This is a genomic window from Microbacterium sp., from assembly GCF_049661145.1.
Taxonomy (GTDB): Bacteria; Actinomycetota; Actinomycetes; order Actinomycetales; family Microbacteriaceae; genus Microbacterium.
Genome location: NZ_JBASZT010000111.1, coordinates 21,285 through 36,569 on the forward strand (window position 1 = coordinate 21,285; position 15,285 = coordinate 36,569).

Genomic DNA, 15,285 nt, shown 5'->3' on the forward strand with positions numbered 1-15,285 from the left:
TGCACGTCCGCCAACACATGACATGTCATGTATGTCGTATCATCTATTTGTGAGCGCTGATTCGGCCCGGAGCATCGAGCAGTTCCGATACCTCGTGCTTGCCGCGCAGCGAGAAGGGAACCGCCGCCTTGCTGCGACGCTGGCCCCGCTGGGACTGACCCCATCGCAGTCGGAGGTACTGCGAGTTCTCGCGGATCACGGACCGTTGAGCCTGACCGCGCTCGGAGAGCTGCTGGTATGCGAATCAGGCAACAACCCGAGCCGGCTGGCGGGTCGTCTGGTCGATGCCGGTCTCGTCCGACGCGCCGCAGTCTCCGGGGACGCCCGGCAGGTGCAGCTCTCGCTCACGGCGAGTGGGCGCGAGCGCGCCGCGGCTGCGCGACGAGCGGACGACGACCTTCACGAATACCTGCGAGCTCGACTGCGCGGCGCGGATGTCTCCGCGGTCGTCGCGGCGCTCGCGGCCGTCGTCCACGACACCCCTGCCGGGCAAGCGCTCACGAAACGCAACCCCGAGCCGCAAGGAACGCAACCGTCATGAGACATGCAACCGGAACCACCACTATCGCCGCCCCGGCCGCGATCATCCGCGAGGCGTTGGTGAGCGCAACGCAACTGCCGGAGTGGAACCCCGCATTCGTGCGCGTTGGTGGTCCCACCGTTGCGACGGTCGACGTCGAGTACGAGTTGGAAACGATCATGGGCCGGCACGGTTCGCTTACCTATACGCGCATCGAGCCAGATCGGATTGTCATGACCTGGCGCGTGCCGCTGCTGCGGGAGAGGGGAACGTGGCTCATCGAGGAGCACGGACCCGCTCACACCCGGGTCACCCACTCGGTTGAGCGGCATGGAGCCCTGGTCGCGGCGATCGCTCACACCCTGGGGACATTGCCGCAACTGCGTCTTGACCGGCTGACAGCGCGAGCCCGAGAAGCGCGCCTGCTCTAGCTACGCACTGGTGCGGGTCTTCACCGCACGCGGTCGCTCCCGGCCGCATCGGCGGCGGGACTCTCGCGCGAACGAGTCCGCCCAGGCCCTCAACCACGGCTTCTCAAACTCGCTACGCAGGGCACGCAACACAGCGAGACGTCGTATCTGAGGCTATCTGCTGAGGTATCCGTCGACGCGCAGCACCGCATCCTGCTGCGAGATGCCGAGCAGCACGACGGCGCGGCGAATCGCCCCTTCACGTTCTCCCGCGGCTGCCAACGCGGTCACCTCGTCGGGGAGCGAGCCGGCGACGCTCTGTGCGGGCGACGGCATCGCGAGGTTGAGCTCCTGATAGAGGTGGAACACGAGGTCTTCGAGCGCGCTGATGCGGGCGGAGAGCTCCGGCGGGATCGAGTTGATCATGCTCACCAAAGATAGGTGAGAGTCGTCCACGATCCGAAGAGAATGCCCCTGGCGATGCGCGGGAGCAAGGCGTAGCGTCGAAAGCGACGAAGGAGTCATCATGAGCATTGCATCGTCCACCATCTGGGTCGCCTATGGAAGCGAAGGCAGCGTCGTCGGCACCATCAGGAAGACCCCTGATGGCTACATCTCCACGATCGCCGGGGCATCGGAGAGCATCGGCACCTATCCGACGATGGAAGTCGCCAAGAGCGCGTTGCACGCCCACCTCCCGGCGGGAGCGGATTGGCCGCAGTTCCGCGAGCACTGACACTCGTACCGCTGAGCGCACACCGCCGCTCAGCGCAGGTAGCGGAGACAGTCGACGGCCTCCTCGACGCGCCAGAAGGTGCCCAAGCCCCGCAATCGGGCTGCCGCGAGGTCGAAGCGCTCGGCGCGGAACCGCACGCCCTCGGGGGCAGCATCGGTGGCGATGTGCCCGATCACGACGCCGCGGCGGTCGAGCACGCGCCAGCGGCGCGCCGATACGCGCAGCAGTCGCATTCCGCGCACGAGTGAGGGGACGGCGGGTGCGCTGGTCTCGGTGACGATCGTCATGGTGTACCTCCTGCGATCGAACATAGCTACGACCTCCGACACGGCGCCGATGGCTGCTCGCAACGGGCACATCGCTCTCTCCACAGGGCACAGATCTCCGGATTCATCCACAGATAGGGCCCCCAGTCACCCACGGCGGCATTCTGCAGCGCATGCTGGCACTGCTCCGGCACCCGGCGGGCACCACGCGGGTGCCGGAGCACGCGCGGATCGTCCGCGTCGTGGGCAGAAAGGAACCCGACATGACCGACCACATCACCGTCATCGGCAACATCGCCTCCGTCCCGGAGCGGCGACAACTGCCGGATGGCACTCCCGCGATCGGCTTCCGACTCGCTTCGACTCAGCGCCGACGGGAGGATGGACAGTGGGTCGACGTGCACACGAACTGGTACTCCGTCTCGGCCTACCGCAAGCTCGCCGAGCACGCGCTGGGTTCCTTCGAGAAAGGGCAGCGGGTCATCGTCACGGGACGCTTCCGAGTCAAGCACTGGGAAGCGAACGGCAAGAGCGGCACTTCGGCGGAGATCGACGCCGACGGGCTGGGGCACGACCTGATGTTCGGGACCACGAGCTTTCATCGCCGAACGGCAGCACAGCCCGACCCGGGACAGAGCGCGAGCTCGTCCTCGTCCGACTCTTGGAACACCCAGGCGGCCCCGGCCGAGGCCTGGAGCACGCGCCCGATTCCGGTCGACGGCGACGCGTCGCGGATCGAGGAGGGCGTCACTGCGCAGGCAGAGGATGTAGATCGGCCGCAGGCTGAGCCCGCGCTCGTCGGTGGGGGCTCGTGGAGCCCGCCGATGGAGGATCCGACACCCTTCTGATGCTGAGATCGGCGCCCGGCGGCGGCGTGTGGGGGTCGTCCTAGACTGGGGCGGTGCCCCACACCGATCTCCGTGCTCGACGGCGTCGCACGCGACGTACGGATCCCATGGTCCGTACGGCGCGCGGGGGGCTCGCCGTGGCGGCGATCGTCATCGCCGCGGTGCTGGTCGGCTGTACTCCGGCACCAGCCCCGGCCGCATCGGCACCGACCGTTGCCACGCCGTCCCCGACGCCGACCCCGACCGCTTCGGGACCGGTGCTCGTTCCCGACGGGACCGCCGCGGACAACCTGCCGCTGTTCACGGCGATCATGAACCAGGTCGCGTCGACGGACCAGGCCGTCCTGGGTCGGGCCTACGTCGACGCGCTCGTGGCCGCCGGTTTCGACAAGACCGCGATGGAGGTCACGCAGGACCGCACCACGGTGGGGAACCCCGCAGACTCGATCCAGTTCTCGGTGCGGTGGAAGGGCGAGTGCCTCGTCGGGCAGGTCGGCCCCTCCACCCCGATGCCCACCGCCCTCGTCCTCCCGGAGATTCCGGGCGGGACGTGTTTGATCGGACAGACGCGGCCGATCGACTGGTGAGGACGTGGACGCCTCGGTGACGAGCGCCCGCATAGACTTGGGGCGTTATGGCCGAATACATCTACTCCATGGTCCGTGCCCGCAAAGCAGTGGGCGAGAAGCTGATCCTCGATGACGTCACGATGTCGTTCCTGCCCGGAGCGAAGATCGGCATGGTCGGCCCCAACGGCGCCGGCAAATCCACGATCCTCAAGATCATGGCCGGCCTCGACACGCCGTCCAATGGTGAGGCGAAGCTGACGCCGGGGTACACCGTCGGCATCCTCATGCAGGAGCCCGAGCTCGACGAGACCAAGACCGTGCTGGAGAACATTCAGGAGGGCGTCGCGATCAAGGCCAAGCTCGACCGCTTCAACGAGATCTCGGCTCTGATGGCTGACCCGGATGCCGATTTCGACACGCTCTTGGCGGAGATGGGCGCCCTGCAGGAGGAGATCGACGCCGTCGACGGCTGGGACCTCGATTCGCAGCTCGAGCAGGCGATGGATGCCCTACGCACCCCGGGGGGCGACGAGCAGGTGACGACGCTCTCTGGCGGTGAGCGTCGTCGTGTGGCTCTCGCGAAGCTGCTGCTGCAGAAGCCGGATCTGCTGCTGCTGGACGAGCCCACCAACCACCTCGACGCTGAGAGCGTGCTTTGGCTCGAGCAGCACCTGAAGTCGTACAAGGGTGCCGTCATCGCCATCACCCACGACCGCTACTTCCTCGACAACGTGGTGGAGTGGATCGCCGAAGTCGATCGCGGTCGGCTCATCGGCTACGAGGGCAACTACTCCACCTACTTGGAGAAGAAGGCCGAGCGCCTCGACATCCAGGGCAAGAAGGACGCGAAGCTCGCCAAGCGTCTGAAGGACGAGCTGGAGTGGGTGCGTTCTTCGGCGAAGGGTCGTCAGACGAAGTCGAAGGCGCGTCTGGCGCGCTACGAGGAGATGGCCGCCGAGGCCGAGCGCACGCGCAAGCTCGACTTCGAGGAGATCCAGATTCCGCCGGGCCCTCGCCTGGGCAGCGTCGTGATTGAAGCCAAGAAGCTGCAGAAGGGGTTCGGAGATCGGTCCCTCATCGACGGGCTGAGCTTCAGCCTGCCGCCCAACGGTATCGTCGGCGTCATCGGACCCAACGGCGTCGGCAAGACGACGCTGTTCAAGACGATCGTGGGTCTCGAACCGCTCGACGGGGGTGAGCTCAGAATCGGCGAGACCGTCAAGATCAGCTATGTCGACCAGTCCCGCGAGAACATCGACGCGAGTAAGACCCTGTGGGAAGTCGTCTCCGACGGCCTCGACATCATCACGGTCGGCAAGACCGAGATTCCCTCACGCGCATACGTGTCGAAGTTCGGCTTCAAAGGGCCGGACCAGCAGAAGAAGGCGGGCGTGCTCTCGGGCGGCGAGCGCAACAGGCTGAACCTTGCCCTGACCCTCAAAGAAGGCGGCAACCTGCTGTTGCTCGACGAGCCGACCAACGACCTCGACGTCGAGACGCTGAGCTCGTTGGAGAATGCGCTGCTGGAGTTTCCCGGCTGCGCCGTCGTCATCACGCACGACCGGTGGTTCCTCGACCGCATCGCGACGCACATTCTCGCCTACGAGGGCACCGACGACGAACCCGACAAGTGGTACTGGTTCGAAGGCAACTTCCAAGCATATGAGGCCAACAAGATCGAGCGCTTGGGGCCGGATGCGGCCAACCCGCACCGCTCGACGCACCGCAAGCTGACCCGGGACTGAGCGGAGAGTGCATGACCGACCGCATCCACGTTCCGATCCACCTGCGCTGGGGCGACCTGGACGCGTTCAACCACGTCAACAACGCGACGATGCTGAAGCTCCTCGAAGAGGCGCGCGTCCGTGTCTTCTGGACCCCGAGCCTGGGTGAGCAGGCACCGACGACGGCGGTCATCGATGCGGGGCTGGACGCCGGTGAACTGACGCTCATCGCTCGTCAGGAGATCGAGTATCTCGCTCCGGTGCCGTACCGACGCGACCCTCTCGACGTGCAGCTGTGGTTCGGCAAGCTCGGCGGGTCCAGCGTGGAGGTCTGCTACGAGGTGTACAGTCCCCTCGGCGACGATCCCCAGGTGCTGTATGCACGCGCATCCTCGGTGGTCGTGCTCGTCGACGCCGAAACCTTCCGACCGGTGCGGTTGTCGGAGGCCATGCGTGAGGCGTGGTCGCCCTACCTGGGCGAGCCGGTCGCCTTCAGCCGCCGCTGATGGCCCCGCTGAGCGTGGCGGCGTCCCGGCCGTCGGTGCCCTCAGCATCCGGCACGCGGACCATGACCTCCTGAGCGACCGAGGCGACCAGCTGCCCTTCGCGGGTGTAGAGCCTGCCGGTCGACAGCCCGCGACCGCCACGCGCGCTCGGCGACTCCTGAGCGTACAGCAGCCACTCGTCAACGCGCGCGGGACGGTGCCACCACATCGCGTGGTCGAGGCTCGCGAGCTTCAGCCCCGGCAGAGACCACGGGACTCCATGCGCTCGCAGCACGGGCTCCTGGATCGTGAAGTCGCTCATGTAGGCGAGAACGGCCCGATGGATGGCGGGGTCGTCGCCGATCGGGCGCCGGGTGCGCATCCAGACGTGCTGGCGCGGCACACGGGGACCGCCGGCCCGGTCATAGACGGCACCGTCGGCGTGCACCAGCTCGATCGCGCTCTCGGACAGCAGGCGCTGCGACAACGGGTGAAGGTTCGCGGCATCCGACACCGAGTGCTGCAGCGCCTCTTCGGGCGACACGATGCCGACCGGCATGGCGGCCTGATGCTCCAGCCCCGGGTCTTCGCGTTCGAACGAGGAAATCATCGAGAAGATCGGCACCCCGGCCTGAAAGGCCTGTGTGCGGCGCGTCGAGAACGAGCGCCCGTCGTGGATCCGGTCCACCGACAGGGTGATTCCCTGCGCCGCGTCGCCGGGCCGCAGGAAGTAGCCGTGCATCGAGTGGGGGACGCGGTCGGGGCCGGTGGTGCGGTCGGCAGCGATGATGGCCTGGGCCAGCACCTGGCCCCCGAAGATCCGTCCCAGCGGCATGGGGTGCGAGGTGCCCGTGAAGATGTCCTCGGTGGTGCGCGCAGCGCTGGACGCGAGATCGAGCACGTCGAGCATCATCCCGACCGGGTCGCTCTGCTCGCTCACCATGTCGCACCCATGCTCCCGTCGTCGACTCCGTGACGCTTGATAGTTTAGGCCGGGTGTCCTCGCGCCTCCTGTTCCCCGACCCGCCGACGGCGGCCGACGTCGTCGTGTTCGCGCAGCGCGCAGCACGACTCGGTGACGGCGCCCTGCGCCTCAAGGCGCAGCGGGGGACGCTCGCACTGACGGTCGCCGCGCTCGCGCCGTTGACGCTCCTGGACAAGACCCCGACGATCCTCGGCATGCGCGCGACGAGGGTGGATGCCGAGCTGGAATGCGATCTCGTCGTGGATGCCGCAGTCCTCGCGGTAGACGCCGCGCAGCCGACCGCGGTCACGCTCCCGGACACCGCGGTCACGGCGCCATGGGCGGGCATCTCACCGCCGCGCGCCGGGTGGTCCGAGACCAACGAACTGCCCGCGGCGCTGCTCGCGCAGCGCGCGCAATGGGGCATCGCCGTCGTGGCCGAGACCGTACCGGATTCGCCCGGCGAGGAGATCGTGCACGCCCTCCGCGCACAGGTGTGGGGGGAGGCCGACGACGAGCTCGGCGGTTTGCCGCGGGGCGTCGCATTCGCCGCGTTCGCACTCGGGTTCATCGGCGGCGAGGAGTCGGCATCCGTTCACACGGCGGGGCCGTGGACGCGCGTGAGCCTCGCGCGCGGTCACGTGCTGGTACGCCGGACGACCCGCGTCGGGCTTACGCAGGTGCGGGAGACCGGCCGCGGCTGATGCGAAAAGTCTCGCAACATGTGCCAGACCTTCTCGCCCCCACGGCGCGGCAGCGCCGCTGAAAAGCTGACCCGAAAGTCTCGCATCCCCGAGGCAGACTCTCTCGCCCCCACGGCGCGGCAGCGCCGCTGAAAAGTGATCTCCTCAGACCGCCGCGGCGGCGGCGCGCCCCGCGATGCGGCCCGAGAACAGGCAGCCGCCGAGGAATGTGCCCTCCAGCGCGCGATAGCCGTGCACACCGCCTCCGCCGAAACCCGCGGCCTCACCCGCAGCGTACAGTCCACGAATGCGGTTCCCGTCGTGGCTGAGCGCGCGAGCCGACAGGTCCGTCTCGATCCCGCCGAGCGACTTGCGGGTGAGCACGTGCAGCTTCACCGCGATGAGTGGGCCGTTCGCGGGATCGAGGATTCGGTGCGGCGCTGCGGTGCGGATGAGTCTGTCGCCGCGATACGCGCGAGCGGAGCGCAGCATCGCGATCTGTGCGTCCTTCGTGAAGTCGTTCACGAGCTCCCGGTCGCGTGCTTCGACCTCGCGGCGCACCGCCTCGGCATCCAGCACCCTGCCGCCGGGGAGCGCCTGCATCCCTTCGATCAGTTCATCGAGGGTGCGCCGTACGACGAAGTCGGCGCCACGGTCGAGGAAGGCCTGCACAGGCCCTGCCGCACCTTTGCCGAGGCGCGAGCGCAGCAGCAGCGGCACGTCCTTTCCGGTGAGGTCGGGGTTCTGCTCGCTGCCCGAGAGCGTGAACTCCTTCTCGATGATCTTCTGCGACAGCACGAACCAGGAGTGGTCGTGGCCGGTGGTCCGCAGGTGGGCGAGGGTGCCCAGCGTGTCGAAGCCGGGGAACAGCGGAACCGGCAGTCGCGTGCCGGTCGCGTCCAGCCAGATGGAGGAGGGCCCCGGCAGGATCCGGATGCCGTGGTCCGGCCAGATCGGGTCCCAGTTCTGGATGCCCTCGACGTAGTGCCACATCCGATCGCCGTTGATCAGGTGCGCTCCGGCCCGCTGCGCGACCGGCTGCATGGAACCGTCGACGTACGACGGCACACCGGCGACCATGTGGGTCGGCGGGTTCCCGAGTGAGGCGGGCCACTGCGCGCGGACCAGCTCGTGGTTTCCGCCGATGCCGCCGGCGCAGACGATCGTCGCGCCGGCTGTGATCTCGAAGGCGCCGACGACCTCTCGAGAGCTCGCGACTCCGCGGGCGGCCCCCGATGGCGCCAAGACATCGCCCGCTGCGCCCGTCACGACGCCGTCGGCATCCGTCAGCGCGGTGACGCGATGCCGAGGCAGGATCGTGATGCGCCCCTGCGCCTCAGCGGCCTCTATCGCCGCCTGGAAGGGCGCGACGACGCCGGGTCCCGTGCCCCATGTCACGTGGAAGCGGGGGACGGAGTTGCCCGGGCCCGTCGCGGTGTAGCCGCCGCGTTCGGCCCAGCCGACGACCGGAAAGAAGCCGACGCCTTTCTCCCGCAGCCACGCGCGCTTCTCGCTTGCGGCGAACTGCAGATACGCATCCGCCCACTGCCGCGGCCAGTGATCCTCGTCACGGTCGAACCCCGCGGTGGCAAACCAGTCCTGCCGGGCGAGATCGAGCGAGTCCGTGATGCCCATGCGTCGCTGCTCGGGCGAATCGACGAAGAACAGCCCGCCGAAGGACCAGAACGCCTGCCCGCCGAGGCCCGTGCGCGGCTCCTGGTCCACGACGACGACACGCCTTCCCGCCGCGGCGGCCTCGGTCGCAGCGACCAACCCCGACAGACCCCACCCGATGACGAGCACGTCGGCGTGGTGGCGAGAGGCAGTAGTCATTTCGACTCCTTCGTCGGGATGCGCGGGCTGAGTGCCGCCGGGGTCAGCTTCTCAGGGGCGCGCGGGACCGATGCTGCCCGGGCCGGCGCTCGGCTCGAACGTGTTGACCATCGCGAACGCGGCACGTTGCAGGTAGTCCCACAGCGTCGCCTCGTGCAAAGGCGGCAGCCGCAGTTCGTCGACGGCGGCGCGCATGTGCCGCAGCCAGCGGTCGCGCGCGTCGGAGTTCACGTGGAACGGGACGTGTCGCATGCGTAGCCGAGGATGCCCGCGGCGCTCGCTGTACGTCGTCGGGCCACCCCAGTACTGCTCGAGGAACAGTGTCAGCCGCTCCGCGGCCGGTTCCAGGTCCTCCTCCGGATACATGGGGCGGAGCACCTCGTCGCCGGCGACTCCACGGTAGAACGCGTTGACGAGCCGCACGAAGGTGTCGTGGCCGCCGATCTCGTCATAGAACGACATCGGTGCGCTCACGACGATGTCTCCTCGCCCGATGCCGATGGGGTCGCGTCCGGGCCGGTCGAATCTGGCCCCGTCTGGTTCCGCGCGGCATCCTTCGGTGTCTTGCGTGGCTTCCAGACGCCCTTGCCGTCGGAGGACGGTGGGTCGGCGACCGGCGTCGGCTTCGTGCGTGGCGGGTTTGCGCCGCGCACTCGCTGCGCGCCTTCGAGTCCCGCGAGCATGACGGTGTGCATCGACGGCAGCGTGACGCCCATGGCGTCTATCGCGTGCTTGAGTCGCATGCGCAGTTCGCGCGCGACGTCGTCCTTCGCGTTCGCACGCGTCTTGACCACGAGTCGGATGACGAGAGCATCACCCGTGATCGATTCCAGACCCCAGATCTCGGGTTGTTCGATGATGCGACTGCGCCACTTCGAGTCCTTCGCGAGTGTCTTGGCGGTGGTGAGCATCGTCTTCTCGACCTGCACGATGTCGATGTCGACCGGCAGCGCGAGGTCGATGATGACGCGTGACCACCCCTGTGACATGTTCCCGATGCGGGTGATCTCACCGTTGCGCACGTACCAGAGGGTGCCGTTGACGTCGCGCACGTGCGTGATCCGCACGCTGACGTACTCGACGATGCCCGTGGCAAGCTCGAGATCGACGACATCGCCGATGCCGATCTGATCCTCGGCGACGATGAAGATCCCGTTGAGAACGTCCTTGACGATGTTCTGTGCTCCGAAACCGAGCCCGGCCCCGATGGCCGCGGACAGCAGGGCGAATGAGCCGAGCACCGAGGAGTCGATGACGTTGACGACCATGAGGATGGCGACGACACCGATCGCGACGTTGACGATGTTCTGGAGGATCGTCCCCAGCGTCCGGGTGCGCTGCACGAGCCGCATCGCCGAGAGGGGGGAGCTCTCGAGCGCCTGCGTGTCGTCGACGTGCGCCTTGCTCTTGGCGCCCGAGACGATGCGATTCACGATGCGTCGGATCGCCAGGCGCAGCAGGCGCGACAGCACGTAGGCGCCGACGAGGATCGCGACGATCACGAGGAGCTTGAAGCCGACGGTCTGCAGGATCTCGAGCCACCAGCCCCACGACCACCGCTCTGGCGCGGTCGTGTCGGGGGAGGAAGCGGCGTCGAGCAGAGCGGTTCTCATCGTCTCGATTCTACTGAGCACACCTTGCGCGAGCCTCAGGGAAGGGGATCGGCCGGCCCGACCAGCCCGCTGCGGTGGGCGAGGATGACGGCGTGTACACGGTCGCGCGCGCCGAGCTTGGTGAGGACGTGCCCGACGTGTGTCTTCACGGTCGATTCGCCGAGGTACAGCGATGCGGCGATCTCGGCGTTGGTCAGTCCTCGCGCCATGGCCAGGAAGACGTCGCGTTCGCGCTCCGTGAGGTCTTCGACGAGGGTGGATGCCGAGTCGGCGGGCGCCAGCCGGGATGCGCGCTCGATGAGCTCGCGCGTCACTCTCGGCGAGAGCACGGCATCCCCCCGATGGACCGATCGCACGGCGGCGATGAGTTCGTCGCGGCGGGCATCCTTCAGCAGGAATCCGCTGGCCCCGGCATCCAGCGCTCCGAACGCGTACTCGTCGAGGTCGAACGTCGTCAGAACGATCACGCGCACGCGTGGGTCCTCCGCGACGATGCGCGCGGTGGCGGAGATGCCATCGCTGCCCGGCATCCGGACGTCCATGAGGACGACGTCGGGCGTCGTGCGTCGCGCCGCCGCGACGGCCGTGTCGCCGTCGGCGGCCTCGGCGACCACCTCGATGTCGGGCTCGGACTCCAGCACGAGGCGGAAGCCGACGCGGATGAGCTCCTGGTCGTCGACGAGCACGACGCGAATAGGCACGGTCATCGGTCCTCCTTCTCAGTGAGCGGAAGCCGCGCGTGCACTCGCCAGCGCCCGGGCCCTTCGGGCCCGACCTCCAGGGTGCCGCCGACGTGCTCGACGCGTTCGCGCAGGCCACGGATGCCGTAGCCGCCGGCGGTCGGCGCGGTCACGACCCCGTCATTGCGCACCGTCACCTCGGTCTCGGTGGCGCTCGTGACGATCGAGAGTTCGATCTCGGTGACGCCGGTCGCGTGGCGCATCGCGTTCGTCAGGCTCTCCTGCACGATACGCGCCAGTGCCCGCCGCACCGCGACCGGTTCGGGATACCGGCCGGCCACGTGCACGGTGACGGGGAATCCGGCGCGGCGCGCCGCCGCGACGGGGGCGTCCACAGGGTCGGCGTCGCCGACATCCAACGGCGCGTCCGGCGCCCCGTCGCGAAGCACCCCGAGCATCGAGCGCATCTCCCGCAGCGCGTCGCGGGCGGTGTCGGCGATCTGCGAGGTCGCCTGCCGTGCCCGATCGGCATCGCTCGTGGCGGTCGCGCCCTCGGCCAGCGCCACGACGACCGTCAACGAGTGCGACACGATGTCGTGCATCTCGCGTGCGATGCGAGAGCGCTCCGCGGCCGCCGCCAGCTGCGCCTGCTGATCCCGCTCGATCAGCAACTGCCGCGAGCGGTCGATGATCGCCTCGACGTAGCGCTTTCGATTGCCGACGTTGATGCCGATGAGCGCACCGATCATAGCGATGAGAGTCTCGCCGGTGATCGCGTTGAGGACGATCTGGGGCGTCGTCAGCCCCGCGAGCAGGAGCGTCCCCGCGACGACGAGGATCGCACCGAGGCCCGCCACGAGCGCGGCGATGCACGCGCGCGTCGATCGGTACACGGCGACTCCGTAGGCGGCGACGCCGATGAGCGGACCGCCCAGGGGCACGTCTGCGAACAGGGTCGCTATGCCCGCGAGGATCGAGGCGCCGAACACGATGAGCGGCCATCGCCGTCGTCGCAGGAGCGAAAGGCACGCCAGGAGACCGGTCCCGGTGATGAGCGCCGCCGTTCCAGGCGCGGTCCTCGTGCTCGCAACGGTCACCGGAACCACTGACGTCAACAGGCACACCGCCGTGAGCAGCACGTCGGCGAGGACCGGATGCCGCGCCCAGAACCTGCGGAGCACCCCGGGTGGACGCGGCAGCCGCAGGTCGTCGTCGGTCATGACGGCGGCACTGCGGCTGCGGCGGTCGGGCACGCCTGAAGCCTAGGCGTCGCGAGTGCGCAGGATCAGCCATCCGGCGACGAGGGTTGCGGCCGGCCAGGCCAGGAGCGAAACGATCGCCGTCCCGACATCGGGGTCCGACTGCGCCGAAGCGGGTGTGGTCAGCACCTGCGCCGCCGACATCGGCAGGTACTGGCCGAGGTCGACGACCCACTGCCAGCTGTCACCGCCGATCGCGAACAGGCTCAGCACGATCGGCAGCACGAACAGCACGCCGACGGTCGCGGCGATCGCACCGGCACCGTTGCGGATGACGAAGCCGAAGCCCAGACCCAGCAGGCCGAAGCTCGCCATCGCCACCAGGCTGTAGGCGAGCGGCACGAGCGAGGCCTCGGCATCCGCCCAATCGATGCCGTGCTCACCGAGAATCGGGGCTGTCGCGAGGATCGCGATGAGCGAGCTGACGACGGTCGTCGCGATCAGCAGCAGCGCGACGGTGAGCGCCTTGGCGATCAGCACGGCGCCACGGCGGGGTTCCGCCGTGAGCGTCGAGCGGATCATGCCCGTAGAGTACTCGCCTGTCACGGCCATGGCGCCGAAGATGCCGGCGACGAGCATCGTGAACTGCATCGGCGAGACGATCACGGCGACGGCGGGGTAGTCGCCCTGGAAGCTGCGTGACGCTGAAGCGATGAGGAGGGCGATCCCGACCGCCAGTGCCACGGTCACTCCGAGCGACCACCACGTGGAGCGCAGCGTCGTCAGCTTGATCAACTCGCTGCGCAGCACTCGGCCGAAACTGAGGCGCTCGGAGCGCCCGTCGGCACGTAGCTGGCGGCTGTCCGTGGGGGCGGGGGAGAGTGCGGTGGTCATCGTGCATCCTTCGTCTTGTACTCGACGGCGGTTTCGGTCAGGGCCAGATAGGCGTCCTCGAGGGACCCCGCGCGAGGGCTGAGCTCGTGCAGCGGGATGCCGTGGGCTGCGGCCGTGTCGCCGATGACGGCGGCATCTACTCCCGAGACCTGGAGGGTTCCTGCCTCGGTCGTGATAAGCGTGACGCCGGGGCCGGCGATGAGGCGCGCGAGCTCATCGGCGCGGGGGCTGCGGACCGTCACCGTCGTGCGCGTCCAGGCGCCGACGAGCTCGGCGAGCGGCGCGTCAGCGAGCACGCGGCCGCGGCCGAGGACGATCACATGGTCGGCGGTCTGCGACATCTCGCTCATGAGGTGGCTCGACAGAAGGACGGTTCGTCCCTGCGCGGCCTGCGCGCGCACGAACTGGCGAACCCAGCGCACACCCTCGGGATCGAGGCCGTTGACGGGTTCGTCGAGGATCAGCGTGTGCGGGTCGCCGAGGAGGGCCGCCGCGATGCCGAGCCGCTGACCCATCCCCAGCGAGAACTTGCCGGCGCGCCGGTTCGCCACGTCGGTGAGCCCGGTGATCTCGAGCACGTCGTCGACGCGTGAGCGCGGGATGCCGTGGGTCGCCGCCATGGCGCGCAGGTGGTTGCGGGCGGAGCGTCCGGTGTGCACGGCTTTGGCGTCGAGCAGGATGCCGACCTCGGTCAGCGGCGAGCGGAGCGTGCGGTAGTCGGCGCCGCCGACCGTGACGTTTCCGGACGTCGGGCGGTCGAGCCCCACGATCATCCGCATCGTGGTGGACTTGCCGGCGCCGTTGGGCCCGAGGAATCCGGTCACTTTGCCGGGATGGACGGTGAAGGAGACGTCGGACACGGCGGTCTTGTCGCCGTATCGCTTCGTGAGATTCTCTGCAACGATCATGCTTCGACGCTACGAGGGCGGTGTGCCCGGCACATCCGCCCGAAGTAGCGCGGATGCGATGGCTGCCTCCCCCCACAGGGGGAGATGCCGCACGGCGCTCTCGCGCCGCCGCGTCGGGCAGCCCCTCCGGTCGCTATCGCTTATCAGCCGAGGAGAAAGTGGCCAGCGAGGGCGACACGCAGACGCGCTTCGTCGCCGTCGCTCAGTGTCCCCAAGTATGCGCGCAGATCGCTCTGGAGCAGACCGGTGACACGATGGATGCGGGCAAGCGACGGACGCCGGAGGCCGACCTGATCCCAGTCGCGCAGCGCGAAATCACCGCCAACGGAATCGCTGGACGACGAAAGCGGGACGACGCTGAGCACCCCGAATGGTCCCGCCGGGCGGGAGGCGACGACGACTGGACGGAGCTTGTCGCCCGAGCCCTCCACAAATGGGAACGCGGCGACGTAGACGCCGTGGAGGATCGGGGAGGTCACGCGAAGCTGACCGGGGTGCCGTCAGTGTCGGAGTACTCGTCTTCCTGCGGGTCGTTCAGGTAGTCCGTCCCTGCCGCGTACGCCGCCGCGCGGCGCAGGAACTCACGGTCGGCGAGTTCTTCGTTGCGGACCAGACGAGCCAGACCGACCTTCAGGATTTCTGCGTCGCTCAGCGTGGGATACACGCGCTTGGCCCGGTCGAGGGTCGCCCGGATCTCATCGGTGACGGCAAGCCTGATCGCGGTCATGCACCGATTCTACGGCAGTAGCTGTCAAACGATGACAGTATCTGTCGGGCTGGTCATCCTCCCGACGTATCGTTGAGAACCCGACCGTCGAGGTTCGCGATCTCAGGTTTTGAGGATGGTGTGGTGGAGTCGGGTGGGGGAGGTGGTGGTGGGTCGCCAGCGGTGGTCGATGCCCCACCAGCTGGGGGCTTTGATCTCGGGGACGCCGTGGTTCATGCGGAGCTGC

General features: G+C 68.4%; 20 protein-coding genes. 8 read left to right on the forward strand and 12 right to left on the reverse strand.

Annotation, left to right across the window (positions count from 1 at the left end; all coding sequences use genetic code 11):
• The first annotated feature begins 49 nt into the window (after positions 1 to 49).
• Positions 50 to 541 carry a MarR family winged helix-turn-helix transcriptional regulator gene (locus WBP48_RS04910; RefSeq protein ID WP_424436922.1) on the forward strand — a complete coding sequence of 164 codons (492 nt, stop codon included), beginning with the start codon at positions 50 to 52 and terminating at the stop codon, positions 539 to 541.
• Positions 538 to 951 carry an SRPBCC family protein gene (locus WBP48_RS04915; protein ID WP_424436925.1) on the forward strand — a complete coding sequence of 138 codons (414 nt, stop codon included), beginning with the start codon at positions 538 to 540 and terminating at the stop codon, positions 949 to 951. Before WBP48_RS04910 ends, WBP48_RS04915 begins: the two co-directional genes overlap by 4 nt.
• 153 nt (positions 952 to 1,104) lie before the next feature.
• On the opposite strand, the gene WBP48_RS04920 is transcribed toward WBP48_RS04915, so the two are convergent.
• Positions 1,105 to 1,362 (reverse strand): hypothetical protein, encoded by a 258-nt coding sequence (locus WBP48_RS04920; RefSeq protein ID WP_424436928.1) that lies wholly within the window; start codon positions 1,360 to 1,362, stop codon positions 1,105 to 1,107.
• A 94-nt stretch (positions 1,363 to 1,456) separates the two neighbouring features.
• On the opposite strand from WBP48_RS04920, the gene WBP48_RS04925 reads away from it, so the two are divergent.
• Positions 1,457 to 1,666: a methyltransferase gene (locus WBP48_RS04925; protein WP_424436931.1), complete on the forward strand. Its 210-nt coding sequence runs from the start codon at positions 1,457 to 1,459 to the stop codon at positions 1,664 to 1,666.
• A gap of 29 nt (positions 1,667 to 1,695) precedes the next feature.
• Here WBP48_RS04925 and WBP48_RS04930 read toward each other — a convergent pair whose 3' ends face one another.
• The gene (locus WBP48_RS04930) at positions 1,696 to 1,953 is read right to left on the reverse strand and encodes a DNA mismatch repair protein (RefSeq protein WP_424436934.1); all 258 of its coding nucleotides are present in this window, start codon (positions 1,951 to 1,953) and stop codon (positions 1,696 to 1,698) included.
• Positions 1,954 to 2,105: 152 nt separating this feature from the next.
• Here WBP48_RS04930 and WBP48_RS04935 point away from each other — a divergent pair, with 152 nt between their 5' ends.
• From WBP48_RS04935 to WBP48_RS04950, 4 genes are read left to right on the forward strand one after another with little or no spacing between them, the layout of a single operon-like run.
• Positions 2,106 to 2,780 (forward strand): single-stranded DNA-binding protein, encoded by a 675-nt coding sequence (locus WBP48_RS04935; protein ID WP_424436937.1) that lies wholly within the window; start codon positions 2,106 to 2,108, stop codon positions 2,778 to 2,780.
• A gap of 53 nt (positions 2,781 to 2,833) precedes the next feature.
• A complete protein-coding gene (locus WBP48_RS04940) occupies positions 2,834 to 3,367 on the forward strand; it encodes a DUF6993 domain-containing protein (RefSeq protein ID WP_424436940.1) in 534 nt (177 codons plus the stop codon).
• Between the two features lie 47 nt (positions 3,368 to 3,414).
• The gene (gene ettA, locus WBP48_RS04945; protein ID WP_424436943.1) at positions 3,415 to 5,094 is read left to right on the forward strand and encodes an energy-dependent translational throttle protein EttA; all 1,680 of its coding nucleotides are present in this window, start codon (positions 3,415 to 3,417) and stop codon (positions 5,092 to 5,094) included.
• An 11-nt stretch (positions 5,095 to 5,105) separates the two neighbouring features.
• Positions 5,106 to 5,579, forward strand: coding sequence for an acyl-CoA thioesterase (locus WBP48_RS04950; protein WP_424436946.1), 474 nt, complete (start codon positions 5,106 to 5,108; stop codon positions 5,577 to 5,579).
• Here the strand turns inward: WBP48_RS04950 and WBP48_RS04955 are convergent.
• Positions 5,566 to 6,501: an acyl-CoA thioesterase gene (locus WBP48_RS04955; protein ID WP_424436949.1), complete on the reverse strand. Its 936-nt coding sequence runs from the start codon at positions 6,499 to 6,501 to the stop codon at positions 5,566 to 5,568. The genes WBP48_RS04950 and WBP48_RS04955 overlap by 14 nt on opposite strands.
• A gap of 53 nt (positions 6,502 to 6,554) precedes the next feature.
• Here WBP48_RS04955 and WBP48_RS04960 point away from each other — a divergent pair, with 53 nt between their 5' ends.
• The gene (locus tag WBP48_RS04960) at positions 6,555 to 7,226 is read left to right on the forward strand and encodes a hypothetical protein (protein ID WP_424436952.1); all 672 of its coding nucleotides are present in this window, start codon (positions 6,555 to 6,557) and stop codon (positions 7,224 to 7,226) included.
• A 144-nt stretch (positions 7,227 to 7,370) separates the two neighbouring features.
• Here WBP48_RS04960 and WBP48_RS04965 read toward each other — a convergent pair whose 3' ends face one another.
• From WBP48_RS04965 to WBP48_RS05005, 9 genes are all read right to left on the reverse strand, one after another.
• Positions 7,371 to 9,038: an FAD-binding dehydrogenase gene (locus WBP48_RS04965; RefSeq protein WP_424436955.1), complete on the reverse strand. Its 1,668-nt coding sequence runs from the start codon at positions 9,036 to 9,038 to the stop codon at positions 7,371 to 7,373.
• A 51-nt stretch (positions 9,039 to 9,089) separates the two neighbouring features.
• The gene (locus WBP48_RS04970; protein WP_424436979.1) at positions 9,090 to 9,500 is read right to left on the reverse strand and encodes a globin; all 411 of its coding nucleotides are present in this window, start codon (positions 9,498 to 9,500) and stop codon (positions 9,090 to 9,092) included.
• An 8-nt stretch (positions 9,501 to 9,508) separates the two neighbouring features.
• Entirely contained in the window at positions 9,509 to 10,651 is a 1,143-nt protein-coding gene (locus tag WBP48_RS04975) for a mechanosensitive ion channel family protein (protein ID WP_424436958.1), read from the reverse strand.
• Positions 10,652 to 10,686: 35 nt separating this feature from the next.
• Positions 10,687 to 11,358: a response regulator gene (locus WBP48_RS04980; RefSeq protein WP_424436961.1), complete on the reverse strand. Its 672-nt coding sequence runs from the start codon at positions 11,356 to 11,358 to the stop codon at positions 10,687 to 10,689.
• A complete protein-coding gene (locus tag WBP48_RS04985) occupies positions 11,355 to 12,584 on the reverse strand; it encodes a sensor histidine kinase (RefSeq protein WP_424436964.1) in 1,230 nt (409 codons plus the stop codon). Before WBP48_RS04985 ends, WBP48_RS04980 begins: the two co-directional genes overlap by 4 nt.
• Before the next feature lie 9 nt (positions 12,585 to 12,593).
• The gene (locus WBP48_RS04990) at positions 12,594 to 13,424 is read right to left on the reverse strand and encodes an ABC transporter permease subunit (protein WP_424436967.1); all 831 of its coding nucleotides are present in this window, start codon (positions 13,422 to 13,424) and stop codon (positions 12,594 to 12,596) included.
• Positions 13,421 to 14,332, reverse strand: a complete 912-nt coding sequence (locus tag WBP48_RS04995) for an ABC transporter ATP-binding protein (RefSeq protein WP_424436970.1) — start codon at positions 14,330 to 14,332, stop codon at positions 13,421 to 13,423. The genes WBP48_RS04990 and WBP48_RS04995 overlap by 4 nt, the downstream gene beginning before the upstream one ends.
• 143 nt (positions 14,333 to 14,475) lie before the next feature.
• Positions 14,476 to 14,811: a type II toxin-antitoxin system PemK/MazF family toxin gene (locus tag WBP48_RS05000; RefSeq protein WP_424436973.1), complete on the reverse strand. Its 336-nt coding sequence runs from the start codon at positions 14,809 to 14,811 to the stop codon at positions 14,476 to 14,478.
• Complete coding sequence (locus WBP48_RS05005; RefSeq protein ID WP_424436976.1) at positions 14,808 to 15,059, reverse strand: hypothetical protein; 252 nt, start codon at positions 15,057 to 15,059, stop codon at positions 14,808 to 14,810. Before WBP48_RS05005 ends, WBP48_RS05000 begins: the two co-directional genes overlap by 4 nt.
• Positions 15,060 to 15,285 lie beyond the last annotated feature (226 nt).

Bases quoted from the DNA above. Each gene is read 5' to 3' on its own strand.
- WBP48_RS04915 (WP_424436925.1), top strand. From the start codon at position 538: ATGAGACATGCAACCGGAACCACCACTATCGCCGCCCCGGCCGCGATC.
- WBP48_RS04925 (WP_424436931.1), top strand. From the start codon at position 1,457: ATGAGCATTGCATCGTCCACCATCTGGGTCGCCTATGGAAGCGAAGGC.
- WBP48_RS04930 (WP_424436934.1), bottom strand. From the start codon at position 1,953: ATGACGATCGTCACCGAGACCAGCGCACCCGCCGTCCCCTCACTCGTG.
- WBP48_RS04935 (WP_424436937.1), top strand. From the start codon at position 2,106: ATGCTGGCACTGCTCCGGCACCCGGCGGGCACCACGCGGGTGCCGGAG.
- ettA (WP_424436943.1), top strand. From the start codon at position 3,415: ATGGCCGAATACATCTACTCCATGGTCCGTGCCCGCAAAGCAGTGGGC.
- WBP48_RS04950 (WP_424436946.1), top strand. From the start codon at position 5,106: ATGACCGACCGCATCCACGTTCCGATCCACCTGCGCTGGGGCGACCTG.
- WBP48_RS04955 (WP_424436949.1), bottom strand. From the start codon at position 6,501: ATGGTGAGCGAGCAGAGCGACCCGGTCGGGATGATGCTCGACGTGCTC.
- WBP48_RS04965 (WP_424436955.1), bottom strand. From the start codon at position 9,038: ATGACTACTGCCTCTCGCCACCACGCCGACGTGCTCGTCATCGGGTGG.
- WBP48_RS04970 (WP_424436979.1), bottom strand. From the start codon at position 9,500: ATGTCGTTCTATGACGAGATCGGCGGCCACGACACCTTCGTGCGGCTC.
- WBP48_RS04975 (WP_424436958.1), bottom strand. From the start codon at position 10,651: ATGAGAACCGCTCTGCTCGACGCCGCTTCCTCCCCCGACACGACCGCG.
- WBP48_RS04980 (WP_424436961.1), bottom strand. From the start codon at position 11,358: ATGACCGTGCCTATTCGCGTCGTGCTCGTCGACGACCAGGAGCTCATC.
- WBP48_RS04990 (WP_424436967.1), bottom strand. From the start codon at position 13,424: ATGACCACCGCACTCTCCCCCGCCCCCACGGACAGCCGCCAGCTACGT.
- WBP48_RS04995 (WP_424436970.1), bottom strand. From the start codon at position 14,332: ATGATCGTTGCAGAGAATCTCACGAAGCGATACGGCGACAAGACCGCC.
- WBP48_RS05005 (WP_424436976.1), bottom strand. From the start codon at position 15,059: ATGACCGCGATCAGGCTTGCCGTCACCGATGAGATCCGGGCGACCCTC.